A 22,746-nucleotide genomic window follows, 5' to 3' on the forward strand; every position below is an offset into this window, starting at 1 on the left:
TTGTGCTTACGCCATGATGTTATAGCCGGCGTCGACGAAATGCACCCCGCCGGTCACCAGGCGGCCGGCGTCGGACACCAGAAAGGCGGTCAGCGCGCCGATGTCTTCCGGCGTCACCAGCGCATGCATCGGCGAACGCTCGACGGCGGCGGCCATCAGGCCGTCGAAGCCGGCGATGCCGGAGGCTGCGCGGGTCATCAGCGGGCCGGGCGACACGGCATTCACGCGGATGCCCTTGGCGCCGAGTTCGGCCGCCATGTAGCGGGTCGCCGCCTCGAGGGCGGCCTTGCACAGGCCCATCACGCCGTAGTTGGGGATGACCTTTTCCGAGCCGAGGTAGGTCATCGTCACCAGCGCGCCGCCGCCGGCCTTCTCCAGCAGCGGTTCGGCCTTCTTGGCGAGGCGAACGAAGGAATGGGTCGACACGTCCATCGCCAGCGCGAAGCCGTCGGCCGAGGTGTCCACAACGCGGCCATGCAGGTCGTCGCGCTTGGCGAAAGCCATGCTGTGCACCGCGAAGTCGAGCTTGCCGTAGCGCGCATCGATCTCCGCGAAGGCGGCATCCATGGTTTCCTGCTTGGTCACGTCGAGCAGGAACACGTCCTCGACGCCAAGACGGTGGATGACCGGCTCGATGAAGGCGCGGGTCTTCTCGTTCTGGTAGGTGATGATCAGCTTGGCGCCTGCTTGCGCGCAGGCCTCCGCGACGCCGGTGGAAATCGACTTCTCGTTGGCGATGCCCGTGACGAGCCCGACCTTGCCCTGCAGATTGACGATGGGATTCATGTTTTCAGTCCTCGCAATAAAGGGGTTTTTGTGCGTTGCGCAAAACTGTATCAGAGCATCGGGCGATGACAATCTTTCGCATTTTTCGTGACGAAACCGACAGGTGCCGATGGGATCGATTGGAGTATATTCTGCATTGCAGCATTCACGAACTGCTGCATCACGCCAATTTGGCATTGAGAGTGCAACATGACACGCAACGCATACATCTTCATGGACTTCGACGGCGTCACCCATCCCTGGGGCGAGGTCGAGGATTTTCGCTGCCTGCCGCTCATCGAGGCGGTCGTGCGCGAATTCGAAGAGGCGCGCGTGGTGATCGCGTCCGACTGGCGCATGCTGTTCTCGATGCAGAAGCTCGTGGCGCGGTTCTCCGAGGACATCCGTCCGCGCATCGTCGGCGCCACGCCGCATGTGTTGCCCAAGCACGGCGCGGAACTGCACGGTTTGCGCGAACGCGAGGCGATGCTGTGGCTCGCCCAGCACGAAGCGGACCATCGCAATGCAGCCTGGTGCGCTCTGGATGATGCGCCGGGTAACTGGATGACCCGTTCGCGCCTGTTGCTGACCGATTTCAAGCGCGGTTTCACCGATGAGGACGCGAGCGCGCTGCGGCGTCTGCTTCAGGATTTCCGCGACGGTCGCGAGCACCGCATCGAGTCCGACTCACCGTCGCTGTGGGCGCGCAGCATTGCCTGAGCCCTGCGGCCGCGTCGCGGCCGATTGCCTAGCCCGGTGACGCTGTGCACAATGGGCGCCCTTTCCCCGATACGGCTGCCCTCATGACTGCGACCGACTCCGTCCTCGCTCCCGATCCGCTTGCCGCCTGCGTTGATGCGCAGACGCAGCGCCAGGCCGCTCATCTGGCCCAGGAGGCGTTTGCACGCGTGTTCCGGCTCAGCGTAGGCGAGACTGACGAGATCCGCCTGCGCGGCGTGGAGCAACTGCGCCGCGAGTTGGGCGACTGGGCGGAGGCAGACGCTGGCGACGAGGCGCGGGCGTTGCGCCTTGCCTTGCTGCTGACCGGCATGGACCAGTGGGGGCTGGCGTGGAGTCAGGCCTTCGAGCTGGTCGCGATCCCGGGCCTGACCGAGCTGATCGGCTCGCTGCGTACCGGCCTGGACGAGGCGGGCGAGGCGCGCTTCCTGCAGCAGTTCGAGGCCATTGGCCGTGCTGAGGAGAACGCCATCGACTTCAAGGTCGAGCTGCGACGCGGCATCCATCTGGCTCTGTGGCATTCGTCGATCGCCACGCAGGATCGCGACGAGGCCCTGCGGCTCGCGACCCAGCTCGGCAGCCGATTGCTGGGCCTGCTGCGCGAGATGCCGGTCGCCGGCTGGCGCCTGGTGGCCGATGCGCTCGCCTTCATACAGATCCGCTGCCTGGCCGACGGCCTCGCCGCCGAAGGGATTGGCCAGGAGGCAACGCAGGCGCTGCTGGCTGCCTTGGCACGCGAGCTGCCGGCGGCGCAGCGCGACCTGGTGATGGCCCATGCGGCACGTGCCGTGATCGCCTGGCAGCAGGCCAACCGTCCGCCCGAGCAGGTGCACTGATGGCGCTGAAGGCGACGATCTTCAAGGCCGACATCCAGATCGCGGACATGGATCGCGGCCACTATGCCGACTACAGCCTGACGCTCGCACGTCATCCGTCCGAGACGGACGAACGCATGATGGTGCGCCTGCTGGCTTTTGCGCTGTTTGCCGATCCCGCGCTGGCGTTCGGCAAGGGGCTGTGCGTCGATGACGAGCCCGACCTGTGGCAGAAGGACCTGACCGGCGCCATCGAGCGCTGGATAGACGTCGGCCAACCCGACGAGAAGTGGGTGCGCAAGGCGTGTGGCCGGGCGGCAGAAGTTGTCGTGCTGACCTACGGTCGGGCGCTCGAGGTGTGGTGGGCGGGCGTGCGCGACAAGCTTTCGCGCCAGCCGACGCTGAAGGTGATCGAGATCTCGCGCGAGGTGAGCAGCGAACTGGCGAAGCTGGCCGAACGCACGATGCGCCTGCAGTTCAGCATCCAGGACGGCCACGTGTGGGTGACCAACGGCCGCGACACGGTGCAGATCGAGCCGCGCAGCCTGCTCGGCGCCGACCGCGTCTAGCGTCCGGCGCGCCAGTCAGTCCGTAGCCAGCAGGAAGGCTGAAATGGCCCTGGCTGCGCGATCCGGATCTTCCTGCATGAAGCAGTGCCCACCCGGCAACACCTCGCGGCGTGCGACGGGACTGCTGCGCGTCCAGCGCTCCACTGCGCGGGCGGCGAAGGGGTAGGTGTCCTCGCCGCGCAACACAAGCGTCGGCGTGCTGATGCGGGCCAGCGATGTCCACAGCCGGCGCGGATACGAGCCGAAGATCTCCGCTTCGCGCGACGGGCGGCATTTCAGTTCGACACCGCCGCCCGGATGATCGCGCAGCGCGTGCTGCACATAGGCCTGCAGCGCGTCCTCGCGCCAGCCCTTGAACATGCCGCGGTTGCGCAGGCCGCTGGCCGCTTCCTCTCTGTTGTTCCAGTGGTGCCGGCGGCTGCGGGCGCGCTGGGCCAGGGCGTTGCGCGAGAGAAGACCAGCCACATCCGACAGCGCCATCAGTCCGATCATGGCGGGCGGGAACAGTACCGGGTCGAGCAGCACCGCGCGGGCGAAGCTTCCCCGCGAGCGCGCGAGCATCAGGGTGGTGAGGACCGAGCCGAAGCTGTGGCCGACGGCATGGACCTCGACGGCACCGAAGCGCGGCTGATGCGCCTGCCAGGCTTCGAGCGCGAACTCGGCGCACGCGTTCCAGCCCGGGAAGCGACCGCCGTGGTCGCTGTCGCCGTGGCCCAACACATCCGACAGGAAGAGGTCGAAGTGTTCGGACAGGCGCGCGAGCATCGGTGCATACGTCAGGCTGCAGTAGCCGTTGCCGTGCAGGAAGTGGATGACGGGACGCCCGGACGGCGGCGAGTGCTGGCCGCGCAGCGTGTGTCCGTTGGCGAGGCGGTGGGACCAGGGCAACAGTTGCATTCGATTCGGAATCCCGTTGGGGAAGGGGTCAACCGCGGCCCGCAGCCCCGTCGTCGGTCGCGCTGTACCAGGCGATCCAGCCGGGGATGTGGGCTGCGGGCATCGGCCGCGCGATGCCGTAGCCCTGACCCAGCCGGCAGCCGATCTCGATCAGTGCCTGCGCATGATCCGTGGTCTCGACGCCTTCCGCAATGACGCGGCGGTCGAAGGCTTGGGCCAGATGGACGACACTCAGCACGATCGCCCGGTCGTCGGCGTCGGAAAGCATGTCGCGTACGAAGCTGCGGTCGATCTTCAGCAGGTCGACAGGCAGGCGGCGGAAGTAGGCGAGCGAGGCGTATCCGGTGCCGAAATCGTCGAGGGCGAGTTGCACGCCCAGCGCACGGCAGGCCGTCAGCACCTCGAGCGCGGCATTCATGTCGGTGATCGCGGTCGACTCGACGATCTCTAGTTCGAGCCGGTCGGGCGTGATGTCCGGATGTTCGTCGAGCATCGCCTTGAGGTCGGCGACAAAGTTCGCCTTGAGCAGGTGGCGCGCGCTGATATTGACCGCGACCGGCAGGTCGAGGCCTGCCGCACGCCAGCTTGCCACTTGTTCCAGTGCGGTGCGGATGACCCATTCGCCCAGGGCGATCTCGAGTTCGTTGCCTTCGAGGGCGGGCAGGAAGTCGGCGGGTGGGCGGAGTCCTTCTTCGGGGTGGTTCCAGCGTAAGAGTGCTTCCGCGCCCACTGGCCGGCGCTCGAGCATGTCGACCTTGGGCTGGAAGTGAAGCACGAACTCGCCCTGCTCGAGCGCCTGCGCCAGCCGCCGCAGCAGCTCCTGCTTCTGGCGCAGCGAGGCCTCGACGCTGGCGTCGAACACCTGTACGCAGTTGCGCCCGCGCTGCTTGGCGAGGTACATCGCCTGGTCCGCATGGCGAAGCAGGGTATCGGCGTCGACCGGGTCCTCCGGGTACAGCGCGACGCCGATACTGGCCGATACGGCCACGCTGTCGTCCCGTAACTGGACGGGCTGGCTGACGGCTTCGAGGATGCGGTCGAAGACGCCGTGGCTCTCGAGGTCGCCGAGCAGGAGTACGAACTCGTCGCCACCGAGGCGCGCAACGGTGTCGACCGAGCGCAGCATGGACTGCAGGCGGTCGACGATCTCGACCAGCAACTGGTCGCCCGCCTCATGGCCGTACTGGTCGTTGATCGGCTTGAAGCCGTCGAGGTCGAGCAGGCACACCGCCAGCGGCTTGCGGCTGCGATCGGCATGCGCGATCGCCTGCCGCAGCCTGTCCTCGAGCAGGCGGCGGTTGGGCACGCCGGTCAGCGGGTCGAAGTGGGCGATGCGGTCAAGCTCCTCGGCGTGTGCCTTCAGGCGGCTGATATCCGAAAACACCGCGACGTGGTGGATCAGCCGGCCGTTGCTGTCGAGGACGCGGGTAATGGACAGCGACTCCGCGAAAAGCTCGCCGTTCTTGCGGCGGTTCCAGACTTCTCCGCGCCAGTGGTCGGTGGTCTGGAGGCTGCGCCACAGCTGCGCATAGAACTCACGCGACTGCCGGCCCGAGCTGAGGATGGAGGGGTTCTGCCCCAGCACGTCCTCGCGCGCGTAGCCGGTGATGCGGGTGAAGGACGGATTGACGTCGACGATGCAGTTATCGGCATCCGTGATCAGGATGGCCTCGTAGCTGTTCTGGAACACGCTGGCAGACAGACGCAGTGCGTCCTCGGCCAGCTTGCGCTCGGTGATGTCCTCGTGCGTGCCGGCCATCAGCAGCGGCGAGCCGTCGCGCGCGCTGGTGATGACGCTGCCGCAGGCATGGATCCATACCCAGTGTCCGTCCTTGTGCCGCATCCTGAGATCGTGGCGGAGACCCGGCAGTTCGCCAGCAAAATGGGCTTTCAGCTTGCGCTCGATGGCAATCTGGTCGTCAGAGTGCGCAAGCCTGCGCCAGGTCTCGAATGTGATCGGCGCCAGCTCCTCGGGTGCGTAGCCGAGCATTTCCGCCCAGCGCCGGTTGACCTGGAGTTCACCGGTCGGAACTGTCCACTCCCAGGTGCCGACCTGCGTGGCGGCAATCACGTTGTCCAGGCGTTCGCGTTCGAGCTTCATCGCCACCGCAAGATGCCGGGCCTGGCGGTTGGAACGGTCGAGCTGGCGGTTACGCCGGGCCAGCCCGAGAGCGAGCATGAGGATGATGGCGCCGGTCCCGAGCAGCGAGATGACGACCGGCTGATAGCGGTCGAGCACGTCCCGCCAGGTGAACTCGGGCACCTGATCGAACGGGGGGGCACGCAGGCTGCGCATTGCCGATTCGACCGGGCCATAGTCCGCCGGGATGGCAAAGCCATGGATGCCGGCGGCGATGGCCGCCGGATCGTCCGCCTCTAGGCTGAGCAATCGGGCTGCGATGAGTCGCGCTGTTTCGCTATTGACCTGCGGCAGCGCGACCAGCGGCCACTCCGGGTACAGGCGGGTGGAGAGGGCGTACGGAAAGCCGGGCAGGGTCTGGCGGTTCAGGATGCGTAGCTGAGCGATCTCGGTGCGCCCCTCGCGCGCAAGATCCTCCAGCACGCCGGTGCGGACGAAGCCGGCGTCCACCTCGCCCTTGAGCACGGCATCGACGATGCGATCATGCAGTTGGGCGCTCGATTCGAACCGGATGCGGCCGAGATCGAGTCCGGCATCGACGATTTCGTATGCCTGCGACACGAAGCCTCCGAGGTAGCTCGGGGCCGGGGTTGCGACGCGTTTGCCGTATAGATCGCGCAGCTGGGTGATGTCGGCGCGATCTTCGCGCACGATCATCACGCCGCCGATGGCCGGCACGATGTGGCCCTGTTCCGCGCGGACCAGAGTGGCGAGCGCACCGGACAGCAGGTTGCCGGAGCGCAGGTTGATGTAGTGCGCCGGGTTTGTGAAAACGAAATCGAGTTCGTGGCGCTGCAGCGCGCTCTCCATCTCGGCCGGGTTCAGCACCCGCAGCCGAACCTCGTGGCCGGGCACGGCCTGCGTGAGGTAGTCGGCAAGGGGCTGCCAGGTGCGTTGCATCACGTCCTTGGGACGGTAGCTCAGCACCCCCAGCGTGAGGATCTCCGCCGCCCATGCCGGTGCGGGCAGGAGCAATGCGATCAGCAGCAGGAGCAGCCAGCGCCGTATCATGGCCGCACTCCGCTCGGCAGGAAGCGGGGCGTTGCGAGTTCGGCGAGCGAGGCAGGGCCGCGCAGCTGTCCGGCCTGCAGCAGGACGTCGGACACCCGGCGTGCGGCATCAAGCAGACGTGAATCGCGCGGGTCGAGATAGCTGCGGTTGGCGTCGATGCCGGGCAGGGATAGGCCGCGATAGAGGCCCATGACGGCTTGCCCGGGCAAGCCGAGGTGGCGGGCGAGACGGAAGGCGGTGTCGCCCGGGTTGCGCTGCAGGGCGTGCAGGCCGCGGAAATGGACGGCGATGAGGTGAGCGATCGCCTTGCGGTGAGCTTCCAGCCAGCCCTGATTCACGGCCAGCACGTCGAAGATGGTGTCGGGGATTCGGCGACTGTCGAACAGGATGTGGGCATCCTGTGCCAGCAGCGCACTGGTCACCGGCTCGTAGGTGATCAGGGCGTCGATGGTGCCGCGCTGCCAGGCCTCGAGGTGCTGGTCCACCCGCAGTGGCACGCGGACCACTTCATCGGCCTCAAGGCCGGCATGCCGAAGAAGATGCGCCAGTATGACCCCGCCGAGTGCTCCCTCCTCGACGCCGATGCGCACGCCGCGCAGGTCGGTGAGCGAGGAGATGGCCGGGCGCGCAAGCACCACGTCCGCGCCGACCGAGACGTCGAATACCAGCACGATCGTCAGCGGAAGGCCTTGGTCGCGCGCGCGCAGCACTTCGTCAAGGGTGAGGGCAGCGGCGACCACCTCATGGCGGGCGAGCGCCTCCAGTGAGGCGGTGGCGGAGCGTGTCTCGACAAGCTGTACCCGGCTGGTGTCAAGCCAACCTTCGTCACGGGCGAGGAACATGAACGCGTAGCCTGGCCATACATGGCTTGCCACTGTCATTGGTCGCGCCGGTGCGCATCCGCCCAGCGTACCCATGCTGCCCAGCATGAGGCCCGCCGCGATGTTGCGCAGCAAGCTACGCCGGGAATGCATCATCGACTGCGAGTGTCCGTTTCAGAAAGGTGCGAAGGATACGATGCTTCGCCATCGCGCCGCCGTGATCGAGTTGTCACGCCGGCGCGATGGCGGGCATGTTGTCAGTCCTCGCGGCGCTTGCGCGGTTTGCCCGCGGAGTAGGGGGCGTTGGCCGGCCGCGAGAACGACTTGTGATGCGCACCGGAGTCCGGTCGTGTGTCGCGGCGCGGCGCCGGGTGCTCGTCCTTGCGCGGCGCGCCGGCCGGGCGCTTGCCGTCCCGCTCCCAGTTCCCACGCGGCTTGTCGCTGCGCGGGAACTTGTCGCTGCGCTCTGCGCCGGGCTGCTTGTTCCAGCCGCCTTCGCGGCGCTCGCCCGTGAAGCCTTCGTCACGCGGCGGGCGGCGGCGTTCGGGCGTGGCGGCGGCCTCGGCTGCGCTCAGGGCGCGGATGTTCAGCGCCATCTGCCGCACGCGCGTGCGCTTGAGGATGCCCATCAGATCCTCGGGCAGGTTGGCCGGCAGCTCCACCGTCGAGAAGTCGTCGAACAGGTGGATCTGGCCGATGAACTTGCCCTCGATCCCGCCTTCGTTGGCAATGGCGCCGACGATCTCCTTCGGGCTCGCGCCCTGGTTGCGGCCGACCTCGATGCGATAGCGCACCAACGCGCCGTCGGCGAACGAGCGGCGGCGGGCGAGAATCTCGTCGCGGTTGGGGCGCGGCGTGCGCTCGCGCGGCGCGCCGGTGGTGAAATGCTCCTCGCGCGGGGCGCGGCCGCCGCTGCCGGGCTCGGCAGTCGCCAGATCCCAGCCGCGGCCGGACTGCTCGATCTGCAGCGGACGTTCGCGCTGGGCAATCAGGGTCAGTGCGGCAGCGACTTCGTGGATGTCGAGTTCGTTCTCCTCGACCAGGTCGTTGACGACACCCATGAAGAAACCGAGGTCCTCGCTGCCGATGGCATCGACCACCTGGCGCTTGAACTGCGCCACGCGCAGGTTGGTCACTTCCTCGCTGCTCGGCAGTGCGATCGGGGTGATCGGCTGGCGGGTGGCACGCTCGATCATCTTCAGCATGCGCGTCTCGCGCGGCGCGACGAAGAGGATCGCCACGCCTTCGCGGCCCGCGCGGCCGGTGCGGCCGATGCGGTGCACGTAGGCTTCGGTGTCGTAGGGGATGTCGTAGTTGATGACGTGCGAAACGCGCGGCACGTCGATGCCGCGTGCAGCGACGTCGGTGGCGATGACGATGTCGAGCGTACCGTTCTTGAGCTGCTCGATCACTCGCTCGCGCAAGCCCTGGGTCATGTCGCCATTGAGGGCGGCGGCGGCGTAACCGCGCGCGGCGAGCTTGTCGGCGAGCTCCTCGGTGGCAATCTTGGTGCGCACGAAGACGATGGCGGCGTCGAAGCTTTCCTCGGCATCGAGGATGCGGGTGAGCGCATCGAGCTTGTCCACTCCGCGCACCAGCCAGTAGCGCTGGCTGATCTTGGCTACGGTCGAGGTGGTGGCGCGGATCTTGATCTCCTCCGGCTCGCGGAGGTGGCGGCGGGCAACGTCGCGGATGACGTTCGGCATCGTGGCCGAGAACAGCGCGGTCTGGCGTTCGGCCGGCGTGTGCTCGAGGATCCACTCGACGTCGTCGATGAAGCCCATGCGCAGCATTTCGTCGGCCTCGTCGAGCACGATGGCCTTGAGCGCGTCGAGTCTGAGGCTCTCGCGTTCGAGGTGGTCCATGACCCGGCCCGGGGTGCCGACGATGACTTGGGCGCCGCGTGACAGCTGGCGCAACTGCACGACCATGCTCTGACCGCCGTAGATCGGCAGCACGTGGAAGTTCTTCAGGTGGTGGGCGTACTTGGCGAAGGCCTCGGCGACCTGGATGGCCAACTCGCGCGTGGGGGTGAGCACCAGGACTTGCGGGCGGGTGTCGGAAAGATCCAGGCGCGCCAGCATGGGCAGCGCAAAGGCAGCCGTCTTGCCGGTGCCGGTCTGGGCCTCGCCGAGGATGTCGCGGCCCGCCAGCAGCTGCGGAATACAGGCGGCCTGGATGGGCGACGGCGTTTCATAGCCGACTTCGGCAAGCGCAGTAAGGAGGGGCGTGGGCAGGTCGAGGTCGGCGAAGCGCAGGGCAGCCTCGGGGCTGGCGGGTTCGGTGCGGGCAGAGTCGGTCATGGCAGTCGGGCCTTGGTGGCGGCGATGTGCAGCAGCGCTGCGAAGTCGCAATTATCGGCGATTCCGGCGCGGCAAACGAAAAAAGCGGCTCGTGGCCGCGGCGGGGCGAATCGGGCTGGCTGCATCGGCGGCGGGCGCCGGAAAAGCAAAAACGCGGCGCAAGGCCGCGTTTCGGATGAATCGATGGACGTCGGAGACGTCGGATCGATTACAGCGGGCGGATGTTGGCCGCCTGCAGGCCCTTCGGGCCGGTCTTGACTTCGAATTCGACGCGCTGGTTTTCGGCCAGGCTCTTGAAGCCCTTGCTCTGGATTTCAGAGAAGTGGGCGAACAGGTCGTCGCCGCCGTTTTCCGGGGTGATGAAGCCGAAGCCCTTGGCGTCGTTGAACCACTTGACGGTACCGGTTTGAGTGCTCATTTGCGTTCCATATAAAAAATGACTGGGCTTGCGCCCCAAAATGCAGGAACGATCAAGAAACGTAATCCAGAGGAATCAGACCGGCACGCGCTCTTGTAGAACACGCTGGGTTACCACCAGAACAACCACTGCTTGAATCGACTGCGAGCCGCACAATACACGGTTTCCAGGGCATGGGGAATTTATTTCGCGTGGAAACCGCAAAAAAACATTTCCGTGGCGTCGAGCCAGGGAAGCCGTCCCGATCGAGCGTGGGGTTCCACATCGCAATTTGCCGCGAGGGTGGAATAATGCGCGCTGTTCCAACGTGGTGAATCCAGCATGCCCATACAGTGGTTTCCCGGTCACATGGCCTCGGCGCGCAAGAAGGCAGCCGATGCGATGGCGGCCATCGATGTCGTCATCGAGGTGACCGATGCCCGCCTGCCCGAGGCGAGCAGCAATCCGATGATTGGCGAGTTGCGGCGCTTCCGTAACCGCCCCTGCCTGAAGCTGCTGAACAAGGCCGATCTGGCCGATCCGGCTGCGACGCAGGCGTGGATGGACTTCTACAACCGCCAGCCGGGCGTGAAGGCGGTGGCGATCTCGGCGAAGAACCCGTCCGACGCGGCGCGCGTGCCGGCGCTCTGTCGTCAGCTCGCGCCGCACCGGGATGACGGCACGAAGCCCTTGCGGATGATGATCATGGGCATTCCCAACGTCGGTAAATCGACGCTGATGAATGCCTTGCTCAAGCGCAAGGTGGCCAAGGTGGGTGACGAGCCAGCGGTGACCAAACACCAGCAGACACTCGACCTCGGGCCGGGCATGACGCTGACCGATACCCCCGGCATGATGTGGCCCAAGATCGACTACGATTCGGACGGCTACATGCTGGCGGCGAGCCATGCGATCGGTCGCAACGCGGTGATCGACGAGGAGGTCGCGACTTTCCTGGGCGGCATCCTGCTCGAGCGCTATCCGGCCTTGATCGCGGCGCGCTACCGGATCGATCCGGCCCAGCTCGATGGGCCTGCGCTGCTCGAGGCGGTGGGGCGTCGGCGTGGCTGCCTCGTCAAGGGCGGCGGGCTGGATCTGGAGAAGGCGGCGCTGATCCTGCTGCAGGACTACCGCGACGGCGTGCTCGGTCGCATCAGCCTTGAGACCCCCGAATCGCGGGCGCGCATGATCGCGGTCGCAGATGCTGCGCGCGCCGAGGCGTCGGCAGGCGACCAGGCCAGCCCGGACGACGGCGAGGAGTAAGGGACGTTAGCGCCGGGGCCGACGCTAGGCCTCGGCGACGATCGCAACCCAGCGCAGCCATTGGCCGCAGGCGTTGCGCGGCCCGCGCAGCGAACCGTGCCATGGACCTTCGTTGCAGGTGCCGCGGCTGTTTTCCGGGTCGAGCCGCACATTCTGCCCGTCCGCTTCGAGTACGCGCCAGCCACCCCAGCGGTTGCAGGTAGGGCAGCGGCGGAGTTCGGCGATCAGCGGTGCGGTCATTGGGTTGGCAAGGGGCGGCAGCGGGGCTCGCCGGCAATCATAGTGGTTCGCCGGTGCCGGTGCAGCCAGGCTGTGGTGGGAGGCGGGGCGACCGCCGGCGCTTTGTTATGATTCGGCGATGAAGAATTCCCGCTCCCGTTTCCTCGACATCCGCGGCCAGCGCCTGCATCTGCGCGAATGGGGCGTTAAGGGCGCTCCTCGGCTCTATGTGCTGCATGGCTGGATGGATGCGTCAGCCTCGTTCCAGTTCATCGTCGATGCGCTCAGGCATGACTGGCATGTGATCGCGCCCGACTGGCGCGGCTTCGGTCAGAGCGCCTGGTGCGGCGGCGACAGCTACTGGTTTCCAGACTATTTCGCCGACCTCGATGCCATCCTGCGCGTAGTCGAGGGCGAGGACGAGGCGCCGGTGCGCCTTGTGGGCCACAGTATGGGCGGCAACGTCGCGCTGATGTACGCGGGCATCCGGCCTGCGCGGGTCCGTGGTGTCGTCGCGCTCGATGCCTTCGGCCTGCCGGACCGTCCTGCGGCCGAGGCGCCGGGGCGGTACCAGAAATGGCTGCTTGAGCTGACGGAAGTCCCGCGACCGCGGGTGTATCCCGACCACGCCGCGCTGGCGGCGCGCCTGCAGCAGGATAATTCGCGTCTTTCGCCTGAGCGGGCGCTGTGGCTGGCCCGCGAACTGGCACAGGCCGACGGCGAGGGCTTTCGCATCGCGGGCGACCCCGCCCATCGCCGGGTTAATCCGATCCTGTATCGACGCGCCGAGGCGGAAGCCTGCTGGCGGCGGGTCACCGCGCCGGTGCTGGCACTGGAGCCCGAGGGCGACCGGCTTCGCGAGCGCTTCGGTGTCAGCGACGAGGACCATGCCGCGGCCTTCGCCTGCTTCGGAACCATCGATGTGCGCACCGTCGCTGCGGCAGGTCACAACCTGCACCACGATCAGCCCGAGGTGCTCGCCGGAATCATCGAGACCTTCTTCCTGTCCGAGCACGTATGACGACTCCGCTTTCGATCGCGCACGATCCTGCCGCCCTGCATGCGATGAATGCCGACCTGCATTGCCATTCCACCGTTTCCGATGGCTGGCTGGAGCCGGTCGAGGTGGTTCGACGCGCCAAGGCGAACGGGGTCGATCTGCTTGCATTGACCGACCATGACGAGCTCGGCGGACTGGCGCTCGCGGCTGCGGCCGCTGCGGAATCGGGCATCGGTTTCGTGCCGGGCGTCGAGATCTCGGTGTCATTCGCCGGCGAGACCATCCACATCGTCGGGCTCGGCATCGATCCCGGCAACCCGGGTCTCATCGCCGGGCTGCTGCAGGTGAGGGCGGGACGTGACGCGCGGGCGCGGCGCATGAGTGAGGCGCTGGCCGCGGTCGGCATTGCCGGCGCGCTCGAAGGAGCGCATCGTTTCGCGCGCAACCCGGCGCTCGTCAGCCGCGCGCATTTTGCCCGTCACCTCGTCGCCAGTGGCGTGATGCCCGACGTCAGAACGGTGTTCGACCATTACCTGGTGCGCGGCAAACCTGGCTTCGTCGAGCACGAATGGGCGTCGCTGGAAGACGCGGTGGGCTGGATTGTCGGCGCCGGCGGCATTGCGGTGGTCGCGCATCCGGCGCGCTATCGCCTGTCGGCGGCGGACATGACCCGCTTGCTCGACCGTTTCGCCGCCGCGGGTGGCGAGGCCATCGAGGTGGTGTCGGGCGCCCACACCGACGACGAGATGCGCCGCTTCGCCACCGTGGCCCGCCAGCGCGGGCTGCTCGCGTCGCGCGCGTCGGATTTCCACGGCGAGAAGGAAAGCCCGGTCGACCTCGGTCGCTGCAATCCCTTGCCCTCCGACCTCATTCCCGTGTGGTCGCGCCTGATCTGAGAAAACAAGACAAGAACCATGGCCCAGTATTTTTCCCTTCATCCCGAGCAACCCCAGGCGCGTCTCATCCGCCAAGCCGCGGAGATCATCCGTGGTGGCGGCCTCGTCGTGCTACCGACCGACTCCGCCTACGCGCTCGTGTGCGCCGTTGGCGATGCGAGCCAGCTCGAGCGCATCCGCAAGATCCGCGGCGTCGACGATCGCCATCACTTCACGCTGATGTGCCGCGACCTGTCCGAGATCGCGACCTATGCGCGGGTCGACAACAGCCAGTACCGGCTGCTGAAGGCGACCACGCCAGGTCCCTACACCTTCATCCTGGAGGGTACGAAGGAGTTGCCGCGGCGCGTGCTGCATCCCAAGCGCAAGACGATCGGCCTGCGCATTCCCGAGCATGCCGTAGTATCGGCGCTGCTGGCCGAACTTGACGGCCCGCTGCTTACTTCCACGTTGCTGTTGCCGGGCGAAGACCTGCCGCTGACCGACCCGGACGAGATCCGGGAGCGGCTCGAGAAGCAGGTGGATCTCGTGATCGAGGCCGGCTACTGCGGCCCGGAAGCAACCACCGTCATTGATCTAACGTCAGGCTCGCCGCAACTCGTGCGGGCAGGGCGCGGCGCGCTCGAACCCTTCGGCCTCGAGGCCGACTGAGGGCGGGAAGCGCTCTGCTAGAATGCGCGCTTTCCCGCTGACGTTCCCATGGACTCACTGATCTCGACGCTGGCAATCTGGGCCTTGCCGGTGTTGCTAGCCATCACGCTGCACGAGGCGGCGCACGGCTATGTCGCCCGGCACTTCGGCGACCCGACGGCCGACCTCGCGGGCCGGATCACGCTCAATCCGCTGCGCCACATCGACCCGGTCGGCACCGTACTGGTGCCCGCCGGCATTCTGGCACTCAGCACGCTGTTCGGCGGGGGCGGGATCCTGTTCGGTTGGGCGAAGCCGGTGCCGGTCAATTTCGGTCGTCTGCGCAATCCCAAGGCCGACATGCTTTGGGTGGCGGCGGCCGGTCCGGCCACCAACCTCGCGATGGCGATTGGTTGGGCGATTCTGTTCCGGATCGCCATTGCGGGCGAGCCGGGCGCGTATACCCTGCCAATGATGAAGATGGCCGACGCCGGCATGCAGATCAATGCGGTGCTGATGGTGCTCAACCTACTGCCGATTCCTCCGCTCGATGGCGGGCGGATCGCCGTCAGCCTGCTGCCACATCGGCTGGCATGGAGCTTCGCACGCCTCGAGCCCTACGGCTTCCCGATCCTGCTTGTGCTGTTGTTCACCGGCGTGCTCGGCACGATCCTGTGGCCGCTGATCGCGGGTTTCCGCTTTCTGCTGGGCGCGCTGATCGGCATCTGAAGCCCGTGCGTCCATGAACCTGCCGCTTGACCTGGCGCCGGTCGACGCGCCCGATGTGCTCGAACAGGTGGCGCGCATCTACGGCGAGCCCCTGCTCGAACTGCCGAAAGACCTGTATATTCCGCCCGACGCGCTGCAGGTGTTTCTCGAGGCCTTCGAGGGGCCGCTGGATCTGCTGCTGTATCTGATCCGCAAGGCCAACCTGGACGTGCTGGACATTCCGATGGCGCCGCTGACGGCGCAGTATCTGGAGTACGTCGAGGCGATGCGTGCGACGAACCTGGAGCTCGCTGCCGAATACCTGCTGATGGCGGCGATGCTGCTCGAGATCAAGTCGCGCATGTTGCTGCCGCGGCCGCCGCGCGAAAGCGCGGAAGAAGAGGATCCGCGGGCCGAGCTGGTGCGCCGCCTGATGGAATACGAACGCATGAAACTCGCCGCGGCGCGGCTGGACATGCTGCCGCGGGCCGAGCGGGATTTCGAATGGGTCGGGGTGTTCGTTGCCGAGAAGGTGGTCGAACGCCAGCCCGAGGTCAGTCTGCACGACCTGCAGCTGGCCTGGTTGCGGATCATGAAGAAGGCCCGCCTCACCCAGCATCACCGTGTCGGGCGGGAGCAGCTTTCGGTGCGCGAGCACATGAGCGCCATCCTGCGCAAGCTGGGCGATGGTGCATTCGTCGTGTTCGACACCCTGTTCGACGTGAAGCTCGGCGCGCCGGGGCTCGTGGTGAGCTTTCTTGCGGTACTGGAGCTGGTGAAGGAAAAGCTGGTCGAGGTGAGCCAGAACGAGGCGTTTTCGCCCATTTACGTCAAGTTGGCCGATGCATCCCGCGACGACGCCTGAAGCCTGGTTGCGCATCATCGAGGCGGCGCTGCTGGCGGCGCCGGCACCTCTGCCGGTGTCCGAACTGCGCCGTCTGTTCGAGGACGATCCGGGGCCCGATCTCGTGCGCAAGTTGCTGGAGGAGCTGCGCGCCGAGTGGTTTGCTGCGGGACGGGGCGTCGAGCTCGTTCAGCTGGCGACCGGCTGGCGCTTCCAGACCCGGCCCGAATATCAGGTCTATCTGGACCGGCTGAAAGAAGAAAAGCCGCCGCGCTATTCGCGGGCGGTGATGGAAACACTGGCGATCATTGCCTATCGGCAACCCGTCACGCGCGGCGACATCGAGGAGGTGCGCGGCGTGGCGGTGTCGCCCAACATATTGAAGACGCTTGAATCGCGCGGCTGGATCGACGTCGTCGGTCACCGCGACACGCCGGGTCGCCCGGCGCTTTTCGCCACCACTCGGCGCTTTCTCGATGACATGGGTCTGCGCAGCCTCACCGAGCTGCCTGCGCTGACCGAGATCGAAAAAATCATGGACCTTGTCGATGCCTCGCAAACCGAACAGCCCGTTCCGGCCCCCACAGAAGAAGTCTGAAGCGATCGAGATTCTCGACCGCCCTGCACGTCCGCCGCGCGGAGGTCGCGAGAGCGCGCGCGACGAGGACGCCCAGCCGCAGGATCCGAATGCGCACCTGAATGCCGATCCGCGCGCGCCCCGATCCCCGCGTGGTGGGCGCGGCGGCAGTCGCCAGGGCGGCGATGCGTCCCGTCGCGAGGATGCGCATCTTTCCGCACTCGGGCAGGTCGAGCGCGGTGAGCGGACGCCACGCGGGCGGCCACAGGGGCAGGCAAAGGGGCGCAACAATGCGCCGACCACGCTGACCGAGCCCGAGCGGCTGCAGAAGGTGCTGGCGCAGGCCGGTGTCGCCTCGCGGCGTGAGATCGAAGAATGGGTGGTTGCCGGCCGCATCTCGGTGAATGGCCTGCCGGCCTCCCTTGGCCAGAAAATCGGGCCGGGCGACCGCGTCAAGGTCAATGGCAAGCTGATCCCGCTGCGCTTCACCCAGCGCTCGCCGCGTGTGCTGATCTATCACAAGCCCGAGGGCGAGATCGTCTCGCGTGACGATCCGGAAGGGCGTCCGACGGTCTTCGAGCGCCTGCCGGTGCTGCGCAAGGGGCGCTGGCTGGCGGTCGGTCGCCTCGATTTCAATACGTCCGGCCTGCTGCTGTTCACCAATGACGGCGACCTGGCGAACAAGCTGATGCATCCCCGCTATGAGCTCGAGCGCGAATACGCGGTGCGCCTGCTGGGTGAGCTGACAGAGGAGCAGGCGAAGTCGCTGACCGAAGGCATCCAACTCGAGGATGGCCCGGCAAAGTTCAACACCCTGCGCGACGAAGGGGGTGAGGGCGCCAATCACTGGTATCGCGTGACCATCTCCGAGGGGCGCAACCGGGAGGTGCGGCGCATGTTCGAAGCCGTCGGCCTGACGGTGAGTCGCCTGATGCGGGTGCGCTACGGCGCGGTGGAGCTGCCGGCGCGCCTCAAGCGCGGCATGTGGATGGAGATGCCTGAGGCGGATGCCTGCAAGCTGGCAGGGGTCGCCGCTCCGCAGCGCCAGGGGCAGGACGAAAAGCGCGCCAAGCGCCCGCCCAAGATGCACCGCACCACGCCGTCGTCGCGCTGACCTTCTCCGGCGACGCCAATGAGCGTGATACGCCAGGCAAGCTGCTGCGCTGCAGCAGTTTGCCTGGCTGTCTGTTTTGCAGCTATAATTCCGCGGCTTTGATGGATGGCTTGGTTCTGACGGCGCCCTACAGGTGCGTCAGGCGCGTCCGTCATTCGGTTGTGACCAGCGGCGTGTTCCCGGCAGGAACAATTGTTTGATGGGCGTTAGGCCCATTTTTTATTTGTGCGCGACGATTTCGCGCGTGGTGGAAGAAAGGCATGCGAGCAGGAATCGAGAATCTGATCGAACAGGTGGTGACCGGCCTCGGCTACGAGCTCGTCGACATCGAGTTCTCGCCGCGCGGGCGTCTGCTGCGCGTGTTTCTCGACATCGAGCGCGGCATCACGGTCGATGACTGCGCGACGGTGAGCAACCAGCTGCAGCGCGTATTCGAGGTCGAGAACATCGATTACGACCGCCTCGAGGTGTCGTCGCCGGGTCTCGATCGTCCGCTCAAGAAACTCGCCGATTTCGAGCGTTTCGCAGGCGAGGAAGTGCAGATCCGGTTGTCGCTGCCGGTCAACAATCAACGTAATTTTGCGGGTGTGCTCGGTGGTGTGCGCGATGGCGCCGTGGTGATCACGACCGAGAAGGGCGAGCAGCTGCTGCCCTTCGAGGACATCGAGAAGGCACGCCTTGTCCCCAAATTCTGAGACTGTGGATGTGGAGGTTTTCCTGAGATGAGCCGCGAGATCCTGCTGCTTGTTGATGCACTGGCGCGTGAGAAGAACGTCGCCAAGGACATCGTTTTCGCCGCGCTTGAGTCCGCGCTGGCCTCCGCGACCAAAAAGCGCATTCATGACGACGCCGACGTGGTCGTGTCCATCGATCGCGACACGGGCGATCACACCTCGTGCCGGCGCTGGATCGTCATGCCCGACGAGGAAGTCACCAACGATGAAGCCGAGATGGGCATCATCGATGCGCGTGACATCAATCCCGACATCCAGCTCGGCGAGTACATCACCGAGGAGCTCGAGCCGATCGATTTCGGTCGTATCGGCGCGCAGGCGGCCAAGCAGGTCATCCTGCAGAAGATCCGCGATGCGGAGCGCGAACAGGTGCTCAACGACTTCCTCGAACGCAAGGAATTCCTGGTCTCGGGTTCGATCAAGCGCATGGAGCGCGGTAACGCGATCATCGAGGTCGGCCGCATGGAAGCGGTCCTGCCGCGCGACCAGCAGATCCCGCGCGAGAATCTGCGCGTCGGCGATCGCGTCAAGGCCTTCCTGCTGCGCATCGACCGCGGCGCCCGCGGTCCGCAGCTGATCCTGTCGCGCACCGCGCCCGAGTTCCTGATGAAGCTGTTCGAGCTCGAAGTTCCGGAGATCGAGGACGGTCTGCTCGAGATCAAGGCCTGCGCCCGTGATCCGGGTCTGCGCGCGAAGATTGCGGTCAAGTCCAACGATCCGCGCATCGATCCGATCGGCACCTGCGTGGGTCTGCGCGGTTCGCGCGTGACCGCGGTCCGCAACGAGATCGGCGGCGAGCAGATCGACATCATCGTGTGGGCGGCTGATCCGGCCCAGTTCGTCGTCGCCGCCCTGCAGCCGGCCGAAGTCGTGTCGATCGTCGTGGATGAGGAAGCCCACGCGATGGACGTCGTGGTCGACGAGAACAACCTTGCCATCGCCATCGGCCGTAACGGCCAGAACGTCAAGCTCGCGTCCGAGTTGACGGGCTGGACCATCAACCTGATGAGTGAGCAGGAGTCGGCCGAGAAGACCGCGCAGGAGCAGCAGGGGCTGCGCGCGCTGTTCATGGAAAAGCTGGATGTCGACGAGGAAATCGCCGACATCCTGATCGAGGAGGGCTTCTCCTCCCTGGAAGAAATCGCCTACGTTCCTTTGGCCGAGATGCTCGAAATCGAGGCCTTCGACGAGGAAACGGTCAACGAACTGCGCAATCGTGCGCGGAACGTACTGCTGACCGAGGCGATCGTGACCGAAGAGCAGCTGGAGAATGTCTCCGACGACCTGCTCAATCTCGACGGCATGGAGAAGTCGCTTGCCGCCAAACTGGCCCAACAGGGTATCCGTACCCGCGACGACCTGGCCGACCTTGCGGTCGACGAGCTGGTCGAAATGGCCGGGATCGACGAAGAAAGAGCCAAGGCGCTGATTTCCGTTGCGCGCGCCCATTGGTTCGAAGAATGATGGGAGGGCAGTAATGGAAAACATGAGCGTGACCCAGTTTGCCGGCGAACTGAAGATGCCGGCCGCGGTACTGCTCGAGCAGTTGAAGCGTGCCGGTGTGGAAAAGACCGGTCCGACGGACCTGCTGACCGAACAGGACAAGGCCCGACTGCTGGAATACCTGCGTCGAGCCCATGGCGACACCGAGCCGAAGGGCAAGATCACCCTGACGCGCAAGCAGACGACCGAGATCCGCGCGACCGATTCGACCGGACGCGCCCGCACGGTGCAGGTCGAGGTGCGCAAGAAGCGCACGTTCGTCAAGCGTGACGAACTCGTGGCCGACCAGCCCGTCCCGGAAGTTGCCGAACTGGCAGAAGAGCCGGTGGCGGAAGTCGTCGAGCCGGTAGTTGCGCCGGAGCCGGTTGCGCCTGCCGTGCCCGAACCGGTTGCCGAAACGCCAGCGCCCGAGCCCGAGCCGGCGCCCGCTCCGGTGGTGGAGGAGCCGACCCCGGCGCCCGAACCCGTCGCCGAAGTCCCGGCCGAGCCGGAGCTTGCCGCGCCCGCCGCTGTAACCGAGCCGAAGGAGGCGAAGCCGAAGACGACCACCACGCTGGTTCGTTCCAAGCCGCTGTCCATCAGCGAGATCCTGAGCGACGAAGAAATCGCCGCGCGCAAGCGTGACGAAGAGCGCCAGCGCGCCCTCAAGGAGCGTCAGGCTGCGGACCTGCGTGCCCGCCAGGAGCGCGAAGCAGCAGCCCGCGCGGCGGCCGAAGCGCGCAAGGTCGAGGAAGAGTCCCGCCTTCGCGCCGAGCAGCAGAAGAAGGAAGAGGCCGCCAAGCCTGCCGCAGCCAAGCCGGGCAGCGGTACGCTGCACCGTCCGGCCAAGGCCGACGACAAGGGCGGCAGCAAGGATGCCAAGCGTGGCGCCGGCGCGCCGGCACGCGAGACCGATGGCGCCAAGCGCCGCGGCGGCCTGAAGACCCGCGGTGAGGTGGGCGCTACCACCGGCAGCAACTGGCGTGGTGCAGGCAAGGGCGGCGGTCGCCACGGCCGTCACCAGCAGGACGACCGCTCGAACTTCCAGGCGCCGAGCGAGCCGATCGTGCGCGAAGTGCACGTGCCGGAAACCATCACCGTGGCCGATCTCGCCCACAAGATGGCGGTGAAGGCGACCGAAGTGATCAAGGCCCTGATGAAGATGGGTTCGATGGTCACGATCAACCAGGTGCTGGACCAGGACACGGCGATGATCATCGTCGAGGAAATGGGCCACACCGCGATGGCGGCGAAGCTGGACGATCCGGATGCCTTCCTGGATGAGCACGACGAGCACAAGGATGTCGAAGTCCTGCCGCGCGCGCCGGTCGTTACCGTCATGGGTCACGTTGACCACGGCAAGACCTCGCTACTTGACTACATCCGTCGCGCCAAGGTCGCTTCGGGTGAGTTCGGCGGCATTACGCAGCACATCGGCGCATACCACGTCGAGACTTCGCGTGGCATGGTGACCTTCCTCGACACCCCGGGTCACGAAGCCTTTACGGCGATGCGTGCGCGTGGTGCGAAGGCGACCGACATCGTCATCCTGGTGGTGGCGGCGGACGACGGCGTCATGCCGCAGACGCGCGAGGCGATCCACCATGCCAAGGCGGCCGGTGTGCCGCTGGTGGTGGCGATCAACAAGATCGACAAGCCCGAAGCCAACCCCGACCGCGTCAAGCAGGAACTGATCGCCGAGAGCGTCATTCCGGAAGAGTACGGTGGCGACGTCATGTTCGTGCCGGTGTCCGCCAAGAAGGGTACGGGCGTCGACGAACTGCTCGAAGCCATCCTGCTGCAGGCCGAGGTACTGGAACTGACCGCGCCGGTCGATGCGCCGGCCAAGGGTCTGATCATCGAAGCCCGTCTCGACAAGGGCCGCGGCCCGGTGGCCTCGCTGCTGGTTCAGTCGGGTACGCTGCGCAAGGGCGACGTGCTGCTGGCGGGTGCCACGTTCGGCCGCATCCGCGCGATGCTGGACGAGAACGGCAAGCAGATCGACGAAGCCGGTCCTTCGATCCCGGTCGAGATTCTCGGCCTGTCGGACGTGCCGTCCGCGGGTGACGAGGCGATCGCGCTGGCCGACGAGAAGAAGGCGCGTGAAATTGCCCTGTTCCGTCAGGGTAAGTTCCGCGACGTCAAGCTCGCCAAGCAGCAGGCCGCCAAGCTCGAGACACTGATGGAGCAGATGGCCGAGGGCGAGGTCAAGAGCCTGCCCCTCATCATCAAGGCCGACGTGCAGGGTTCACAGGAAGCGCTGGTGCAGTCGCTGCAGAAACTCTCCACCGAGGAAGTGCGCGTCAATGTCATCCACGCTGCGGTCGGCGCGATCTCCGAATCGGACGTCAACCTGGCGCAGGCTTCGGGGGCCGTCATACTCGGCTTCAACACCCGCGCCGATGCCGGTGCGCGCAAGCTGGCCGAGACCTTCGGTGTCGATATCCGCTACTACAATATCATCTACGATGCAGTGGATGAGGTGAAGGCGGCGCTGTCGGGCATGCTCGCACCCGAGAAGCGCGAGGAGGTCATCGGCCTGGTCGAGATCCGTCAGGTGTTCACGATCTCGAAGGTGGGCTCGATCGCGGGTTGCTACGTGCTGGAAGGCGTGGTTAAGCGTGGTTCGCATGTCCGCCTGCTGCGCAACCACACGGTGCTGTGGACGGGCGAACTCGAGTCGCTCAAGCGCTTCAAGGATGACGTCAAGGAAGTCAAGTTCGGTTACGAGTGCGGCCTGCAGCTCAAGAACTACAACGACATCCAGGAAGGCGACCAGCTCGAGGTGTTCGAGATCAAGGAAGTGGCGAGGACGCTGTAAGC

The 22,746-nt window shown here is 66.3% G+C and carries 21 protein-coding genes; 14 read left to right on the forward strand and 7 right to left on the reverse strand.

What is annotated here, in order from left to right; translation table 11 throughout:
• Window positions 1-6: 6 nt before the first annotated feature.
• The gene (gene fabI, locus CGK74_RS08190) at window positions 7-786 is read right to left on the reverse strand and encodes an enoyl-ACP reductase FabI (RefSeq protein WP_094268013.1); all 780 of its coding nucleotides are present in this window, start codon (window positions 784-786) and stop codon (window positions 7-9) included.
• A gap of 189 nt (window positions 787-975) precedes the next feature.
• Here fabI and CGK74_RS08195 point away from each other — a divergent pair, with 189 nt between their 5' ends.
• The 3 genes from CGK74_RS08195 to CGK74_RS08205 all read left to right on the forward strand — a co-directional run bounded on the left by CGK74_RS08195 (window position 976) and on the right by CGK74_RS08205 (window position 2,887).
• The gene (locus tag CGK74_RS08195; protein ID WP_094268014.1) at window positions 976-1,485 is read left to right on the forward strand and encodes an HAD domain-containing protein; all 510 of its coding nucleotides are present in this window, start codon (window positions 976-978) and stop codon (window positions 1,483-1,485) included.
• Between the two features lie 83 nt (window positions 1,486-1,568).
• Window positions 1,569-2,339 carry a hypothetical protein gene (locus CGK74_RS08200; RefSeq protein ID WP_094268015.1) on the forward strand — a complete coding sequence of 257 codons (771 nt, stop codon included), beginning with the start codon at window positions 1,569-1,571 and terminating at the stop codon, window positions 2,337-2,339.
• Window positions 2,339-2,887: a YaeQ family protein gene (locus CGK74_RS08205; protein WP_094268016.1), complete on the forward strand. Its 549-nt coding sequence runs from the start codon at window positions 2,339-2,341 to the stop codon at window positions 2,885-2,887. The genes CGK74_RS08200 and CGK74_RS08205 overlap by 1 nt, the downstream gene beginning before the upstream one ends.
• Window positions 2,888-2,902: 15 nt before the next feature.
• On the opposite strand, the gene CGK74_RS08210 is transcribed toward CGK74_RS08205, so the two are convergent.
• The 5 genes from CGK74_RS08210 to cspE form a co-directional block, all read right to left on the reverse strand.
• Window positions 2,903-3,784, reverse strand: a complete 882-nt coding sequence (locus CGK74_RS08210; protein ID WP_094268017.1) for an alpha/beta fold hydrolase — start codon at window positions 3,782-3,784, stop codon at window positions 2,903-2,905.
• A gap of 28 nt (window positions 3,785-3,812) precedes the next feature.
• On the reverse strand, window positions 3,813-6,935 hold the full coding sequence (locus CGK74_RS08215) for an EAL domain-containing protein (protein WP_094268018.1): 3,123 nt from the start codon (window positions 6,933-6,935) through the stop codon (window positions 3,813-3,815).
• Window positions 6,932-7,912 carry an ABC transporter substrate-binding protein gene (locus CGK74_RS08220; RefSeq protein WP_094268019.1) on the reverse strand — a complete coding sequence of 327 codons (981 nt, stop codon included), beginning with the start codon at window positions 7,910-7,912 and terminating at the stop codon, window positions 6,932-6,934. The genes CGK74_RS08215 and CGK74_RS08220 overlap by 4 nt, the downstream gene beginning before the upstream one ends.
• 101 nt (window positions 7,913-8,013) lie before the next feature.
• Window positions 8,014-10,059 carry a DEAD/DEAH box helicase gene (locus CGK74_RS08225; protein ID WP_094268020.1) on the reverse strand — a complete coding sequence of 682 codons (2,046 nt, stop codon included), beginning with the start codon at window positions 10,057-10,059 and terminating at the stop codon, window positions 8,014-8,016.
• A 208-nt stretch (window positions 10,060-10,267) separates the two neighbouring features.
• Window positions 10,268-10,477, reverse strand: coding sequence for a transcription antiterminator/RNA stability regulator CspE (gene cspE, locus CGK74_RS08230; RefSeq protein ID WP_004260632.1), 210 nt, complete (start codon window positions 10,475-10,477; stop codon window positions 10,268-10,270).
• Window positions 10,478-10,798: 321 nt separating this feature from the next.
• Here cspE and ylqF point away from each other — a divergent pair, with 321 nt between their 5' ends.
• Complete coding sequence (gene ylqF, locus CGK74_RS08235; RefSeq protein WP_094268021.1) at window positions 10,799-11,719, forward strand: ribosome biogenesis GTPase YlqF; 921 nt, start codon at window positions 10,799-10,801, stop codon at window positions 11,717-11,719.
• A gap of 24 nt (window positions 11,720-11,743) precedes the next feature.
• Here the strand turns inward: ylqF and CGK74_RS08240 are convergent, their stop codons facing one another.
• On the reverse strand, window positions 11,744-11,959 hold the full coding sequence (locus CGK74_RS08240; RefSeq protein ID WP_094268022.1) for a hypothetical protein: 216 nt from the start codon (window positions 11,957-11,959) through the stop codon (window positions 11,744-11,746).
• A gap of 118 nt (window positions 11,960-12,077) precedes the next feature.
• Between CGK74_RS08240 and CGK74_RS08245 the strand changes: the two genes are divergently transcribed.
• The 10 genes from CGK74_RS08245 to infB all read left to right on the forward strand — a co-directional run bounded on the left by CGK74_RS08245 (window position 12,078) and on the right by infB (window position 22,744).
• Complete coding sequence (locus CGK74_RS08245) at window positions 12,078-12,959, forward strand: alpha/beta fold hydrolase (protein WP_094268023.1); 882 nt, start codon at window positions 12,078-12,080, stop codon at window positions 12,957-12,959.
• Window positions 12,956-13,834 carry a 3',5'-nucleoside bisphosphate phosphatase gene (locus tag CGK74_RS08250; RefSeq protein ID WP_094268024.1) on the forward strand — a complete coding sequence of 293 codons (879 nt, stop codon included), beginning with the start codon at window positions 12,956-12,958 and terminating at the stop codon, window positions 13,832-13,834. Before CGK74_RS08245 ends, CGK74_RS08250 begins: the two co-directional genes overlap by 4 nt.
• A gap of 18 nt (window positions 13,835-13,852) precedes the next feature.
• A complete protein-coding gene (locus CGK74_RS08255) occupies window positions 13,853-14,485 on the forward strand; it encodes an L-threonylcarbamoyladenylate synthase (protein ID WP_094268025.1) in 633 nt (210 codons plus the stop codon).
• A gap of 48 nt (window positions 14,486-14,533) precedes the next feature.
• On the forward strand, window positions 14,534-15,193 hold the full coding sequence (locus CGK74_RS08260) for a site-2 protease family protein (protein ID WP_094268026.1): 660 nt from the start codon (window positions 14,534-14,536) through the stop codon (window positions 15,191-15,193).
• Window positions 15,194-15,206: 13 nt separating this feature from the next.
• Entirely contained in the window at window positions 15,207-16,037 is an 831-nt protein-coding gene (locus CGK74_RS08265) for a segregation and condensation protein A (RefSeq protein WP_094268027.1), read from the forward strand.
• The gene (scpB, locus tag CGK74_RS08270) at window positions 16,015-16,614 is read left to right on the forward strand and encodes an SMC-Scp complex subunit ScpB (RefSeq protein ID WP_094268028.1); all 600 of its coding nucleotides are present in this window, start codon (window positions 16,015-16,017) and stop codon (window positions 16,612-16,614) included. The genes CGK74_RS08265 and scpB overlap by 23 nt, the downstream gene beginning before the upstream one ends.
• Window positions 16,565-17,707 carry a 23S rRNA pseudouridine(2605) synthase RluB gene (gene rluB, locus CGK74_RS08275; protein WP_094268029.1) on the forward strand — a complete coding sequence of 381 codons (1,143 nt, stop codon included), beginning with the start codon at window positions 16,565-16,567 and terminating at the stop codon, window positions 17,705-17,707. The genes scpB and rluB overlap by 50 nt, the downstream gene beginning before the upstream one ends.
• A gap of 260 nt (window positions 17,708-17,967) precedes the next feature.
• Window positions 17,968-18,402, forward strand: coding sequence for a ribosome maturation factor RimP (gene rimP, locus CGK74_RS08280; protein WP_094268030.1), 435 nt, complete (start codon window positions 17,968-17,970; stop codon window positions 18,400-18,402).
• Between the two features lie 27 nt (window positions 18,403-18,429).
• The gene (nusA, locus tag CGK74_RS08285) at window positions 18,430-19,905 is read left to right on the forward strand and encodes a transcription termination factor NusA (protein ID WP_094268031.1); all 1,476 of its coding nucleotides are present in this window, start codon (window positions 18,430-18,432) and stop codon (window positions 19,903-19,905) included.
• Between the two features lie 13 nt (window positions 19,906-19,918).
• Window positions 19,919-22,744, forward strand: coding sequence for a translation initiation factor IF-2 (gene infB / locus CGK74_RS08290; RefSeq protein WP_094268032.1), 2,826 nt, complete (start codon window positions 19,919-19,921; stop codon window positions 22,742-22,744).
• The last annotated feature ends 2 nt before the right edge of the window (window positions 22,745-22,746 follow it).

The sequence above is a fragment of the Thauera propionica genome (genome assembly GCF_002245655.1).
Taxonomy (GTDB): Bacteria; Pseudomonadota; Gammaproteobacteria; order Burkholderiales; family Rhodocyclaceae; genus Thauera; species Thauera propionica.

Bases quoted from the DNA above. Each gene is read 5' to 3' on its own strand.
- fabI (WP_094268013.1), bottom strand. From the start codon at position 786: ATGAATCCCATCGTCAATCTGCAGGGCAAGGTCGGGCTCGTCACGGGC.
- CGK74_RS08195 (WP_094268014.1), top strand. From the start codon at position 976: ATGACACGCAACGCATACATCTTCATGGACTTCGACGGCGTCACCCAT.
- CGK74_RS08200 (WP_094268015.1), top strand. From the start codon at position 1,569: ATGACTGCGACCGACTCCGTCCTCGCTCCCGATCCGCTTGCCGCCTGC.
- CGK74_RS08205 (WP_094268016.1), top strand. From the start codon at position 2,339: ATGGCGCTGAAGGCGACGATCTTCAAGGCCGACATCCAGATCGCGGAC.
- CGK74_RS08210 (WP_094268017.1), bottom strand. From the start codon at position 3,784: ATGCAACTGTTGCCCTGGTCCCACCGCCTCGCCAACGGACACACGCTG.
- CGK74_RS08215 (WP_094268018.1), bottom strand. From the start codon at position 6,935: ATGATACGGCGCTGGCTGCTCCTGCTGCTGATCGCATTGCTCCTGCCC.
- CGK74_RS08220 (WP_094268019.1), bottom strand. From the start codon at position 7,912: ATGATGCATTCCCGGCGTAGCTTGCTGCGCAACATCGCGGCGGGCCTC.
- CGK74_RS08225 (WP_094268020.1), bottom strand. From the start codon at position 10,059: ATGACCGACTCTGCCCGCACCGAACCCGCCAGCCCCGAGGCTGCCCTG.
- cspE (WP_004260632.1), bottom strand. From the start codon at position 10,477: ATGAGCACTCAAACCGGTACCGTCAAGTGGTTCAACGACGCCAAGGGC.
- ylqF (WP_094268021.1), top strand. From the start codon at position 10,799: ATGCCCATACAGTGGTTTCCCGGTCACATGGCCTCGGCGCGCAAGAAG.
- CGK74_RS08240 (WP_094268022.1), bottom strand. From the start codon at position 11,959: ATGACCGCACCGCTGATCGCCGAACTCCGCCGCTGCCCTACCTGCAAC.
- CGK74_RS08245 (WP_094268023.1), top strand. From the start codon at position 12,078: ATGAAGAATTCCCGCTCCCGTTTCCTCGACATCCGCGGCCAGCGCCTG.
- CGK74_RS08250 (WP_094268024.1), top strand. From the start codon at position 12,956: ATGACGACTCCGCTTTCGATCGCGCACGATCCTGCCGCCCTGCATGCG.
- CGK74_RS08255 (WP_094268025.1), top strand. From the start codon at position 13,853: ATGGCCCAGTATTTTTCCCTTCATCCCGAGCAACCCCAGGCGCGTCTC.
- CGK74_RS08260 (WP_094268026.1), top strand. From the start codon at position 14,534: ATGGACTCACTGATCTCGACGCTGGCAATCTGGGCCTTGCCGGTGTTG.
- CGK74_RS08265 (WP_094268027.1), top strand. From the start codon at position 15,207: ATGAACCTGCCGCTTGACCTGGCGCCGGTCGACGCGCCCGATGTGCTC.
- scpB (WP_094268028.1), top strand. From the start codon at position 16,015: ATGCATCCCGCGACGACGCCTGAAGCCTGGTTGCGCATCATCGAGGCG.
- rluB (WP_094268029.1), top strand. From the start codon at position 16,565: ATGCCTCGCAAACCGAACAGCCCGTTCCGGCCCCCACAGAAGAAGTCT.
- rimP (WP_094268030.1), top strand. From the start codon at position 17,968: ATGCGAGCAGGAATCGAGAATCTGATCGAACAGGTGGTGACCGGCCTC.
- nusA (WP_094268031.1), top strand. From the start codon at position 18,430: ATGAGCCGCGAGATCCTGCTGCTTGTTGATGCACTGGCGCGTGAGAAG.
- infB (WP_094268032.1), top strand. From the start codon at position 19,919: ATGGAAAACATGAGCGTGACCCAGTTTGCCGGCGAACTGAAGATGCCG.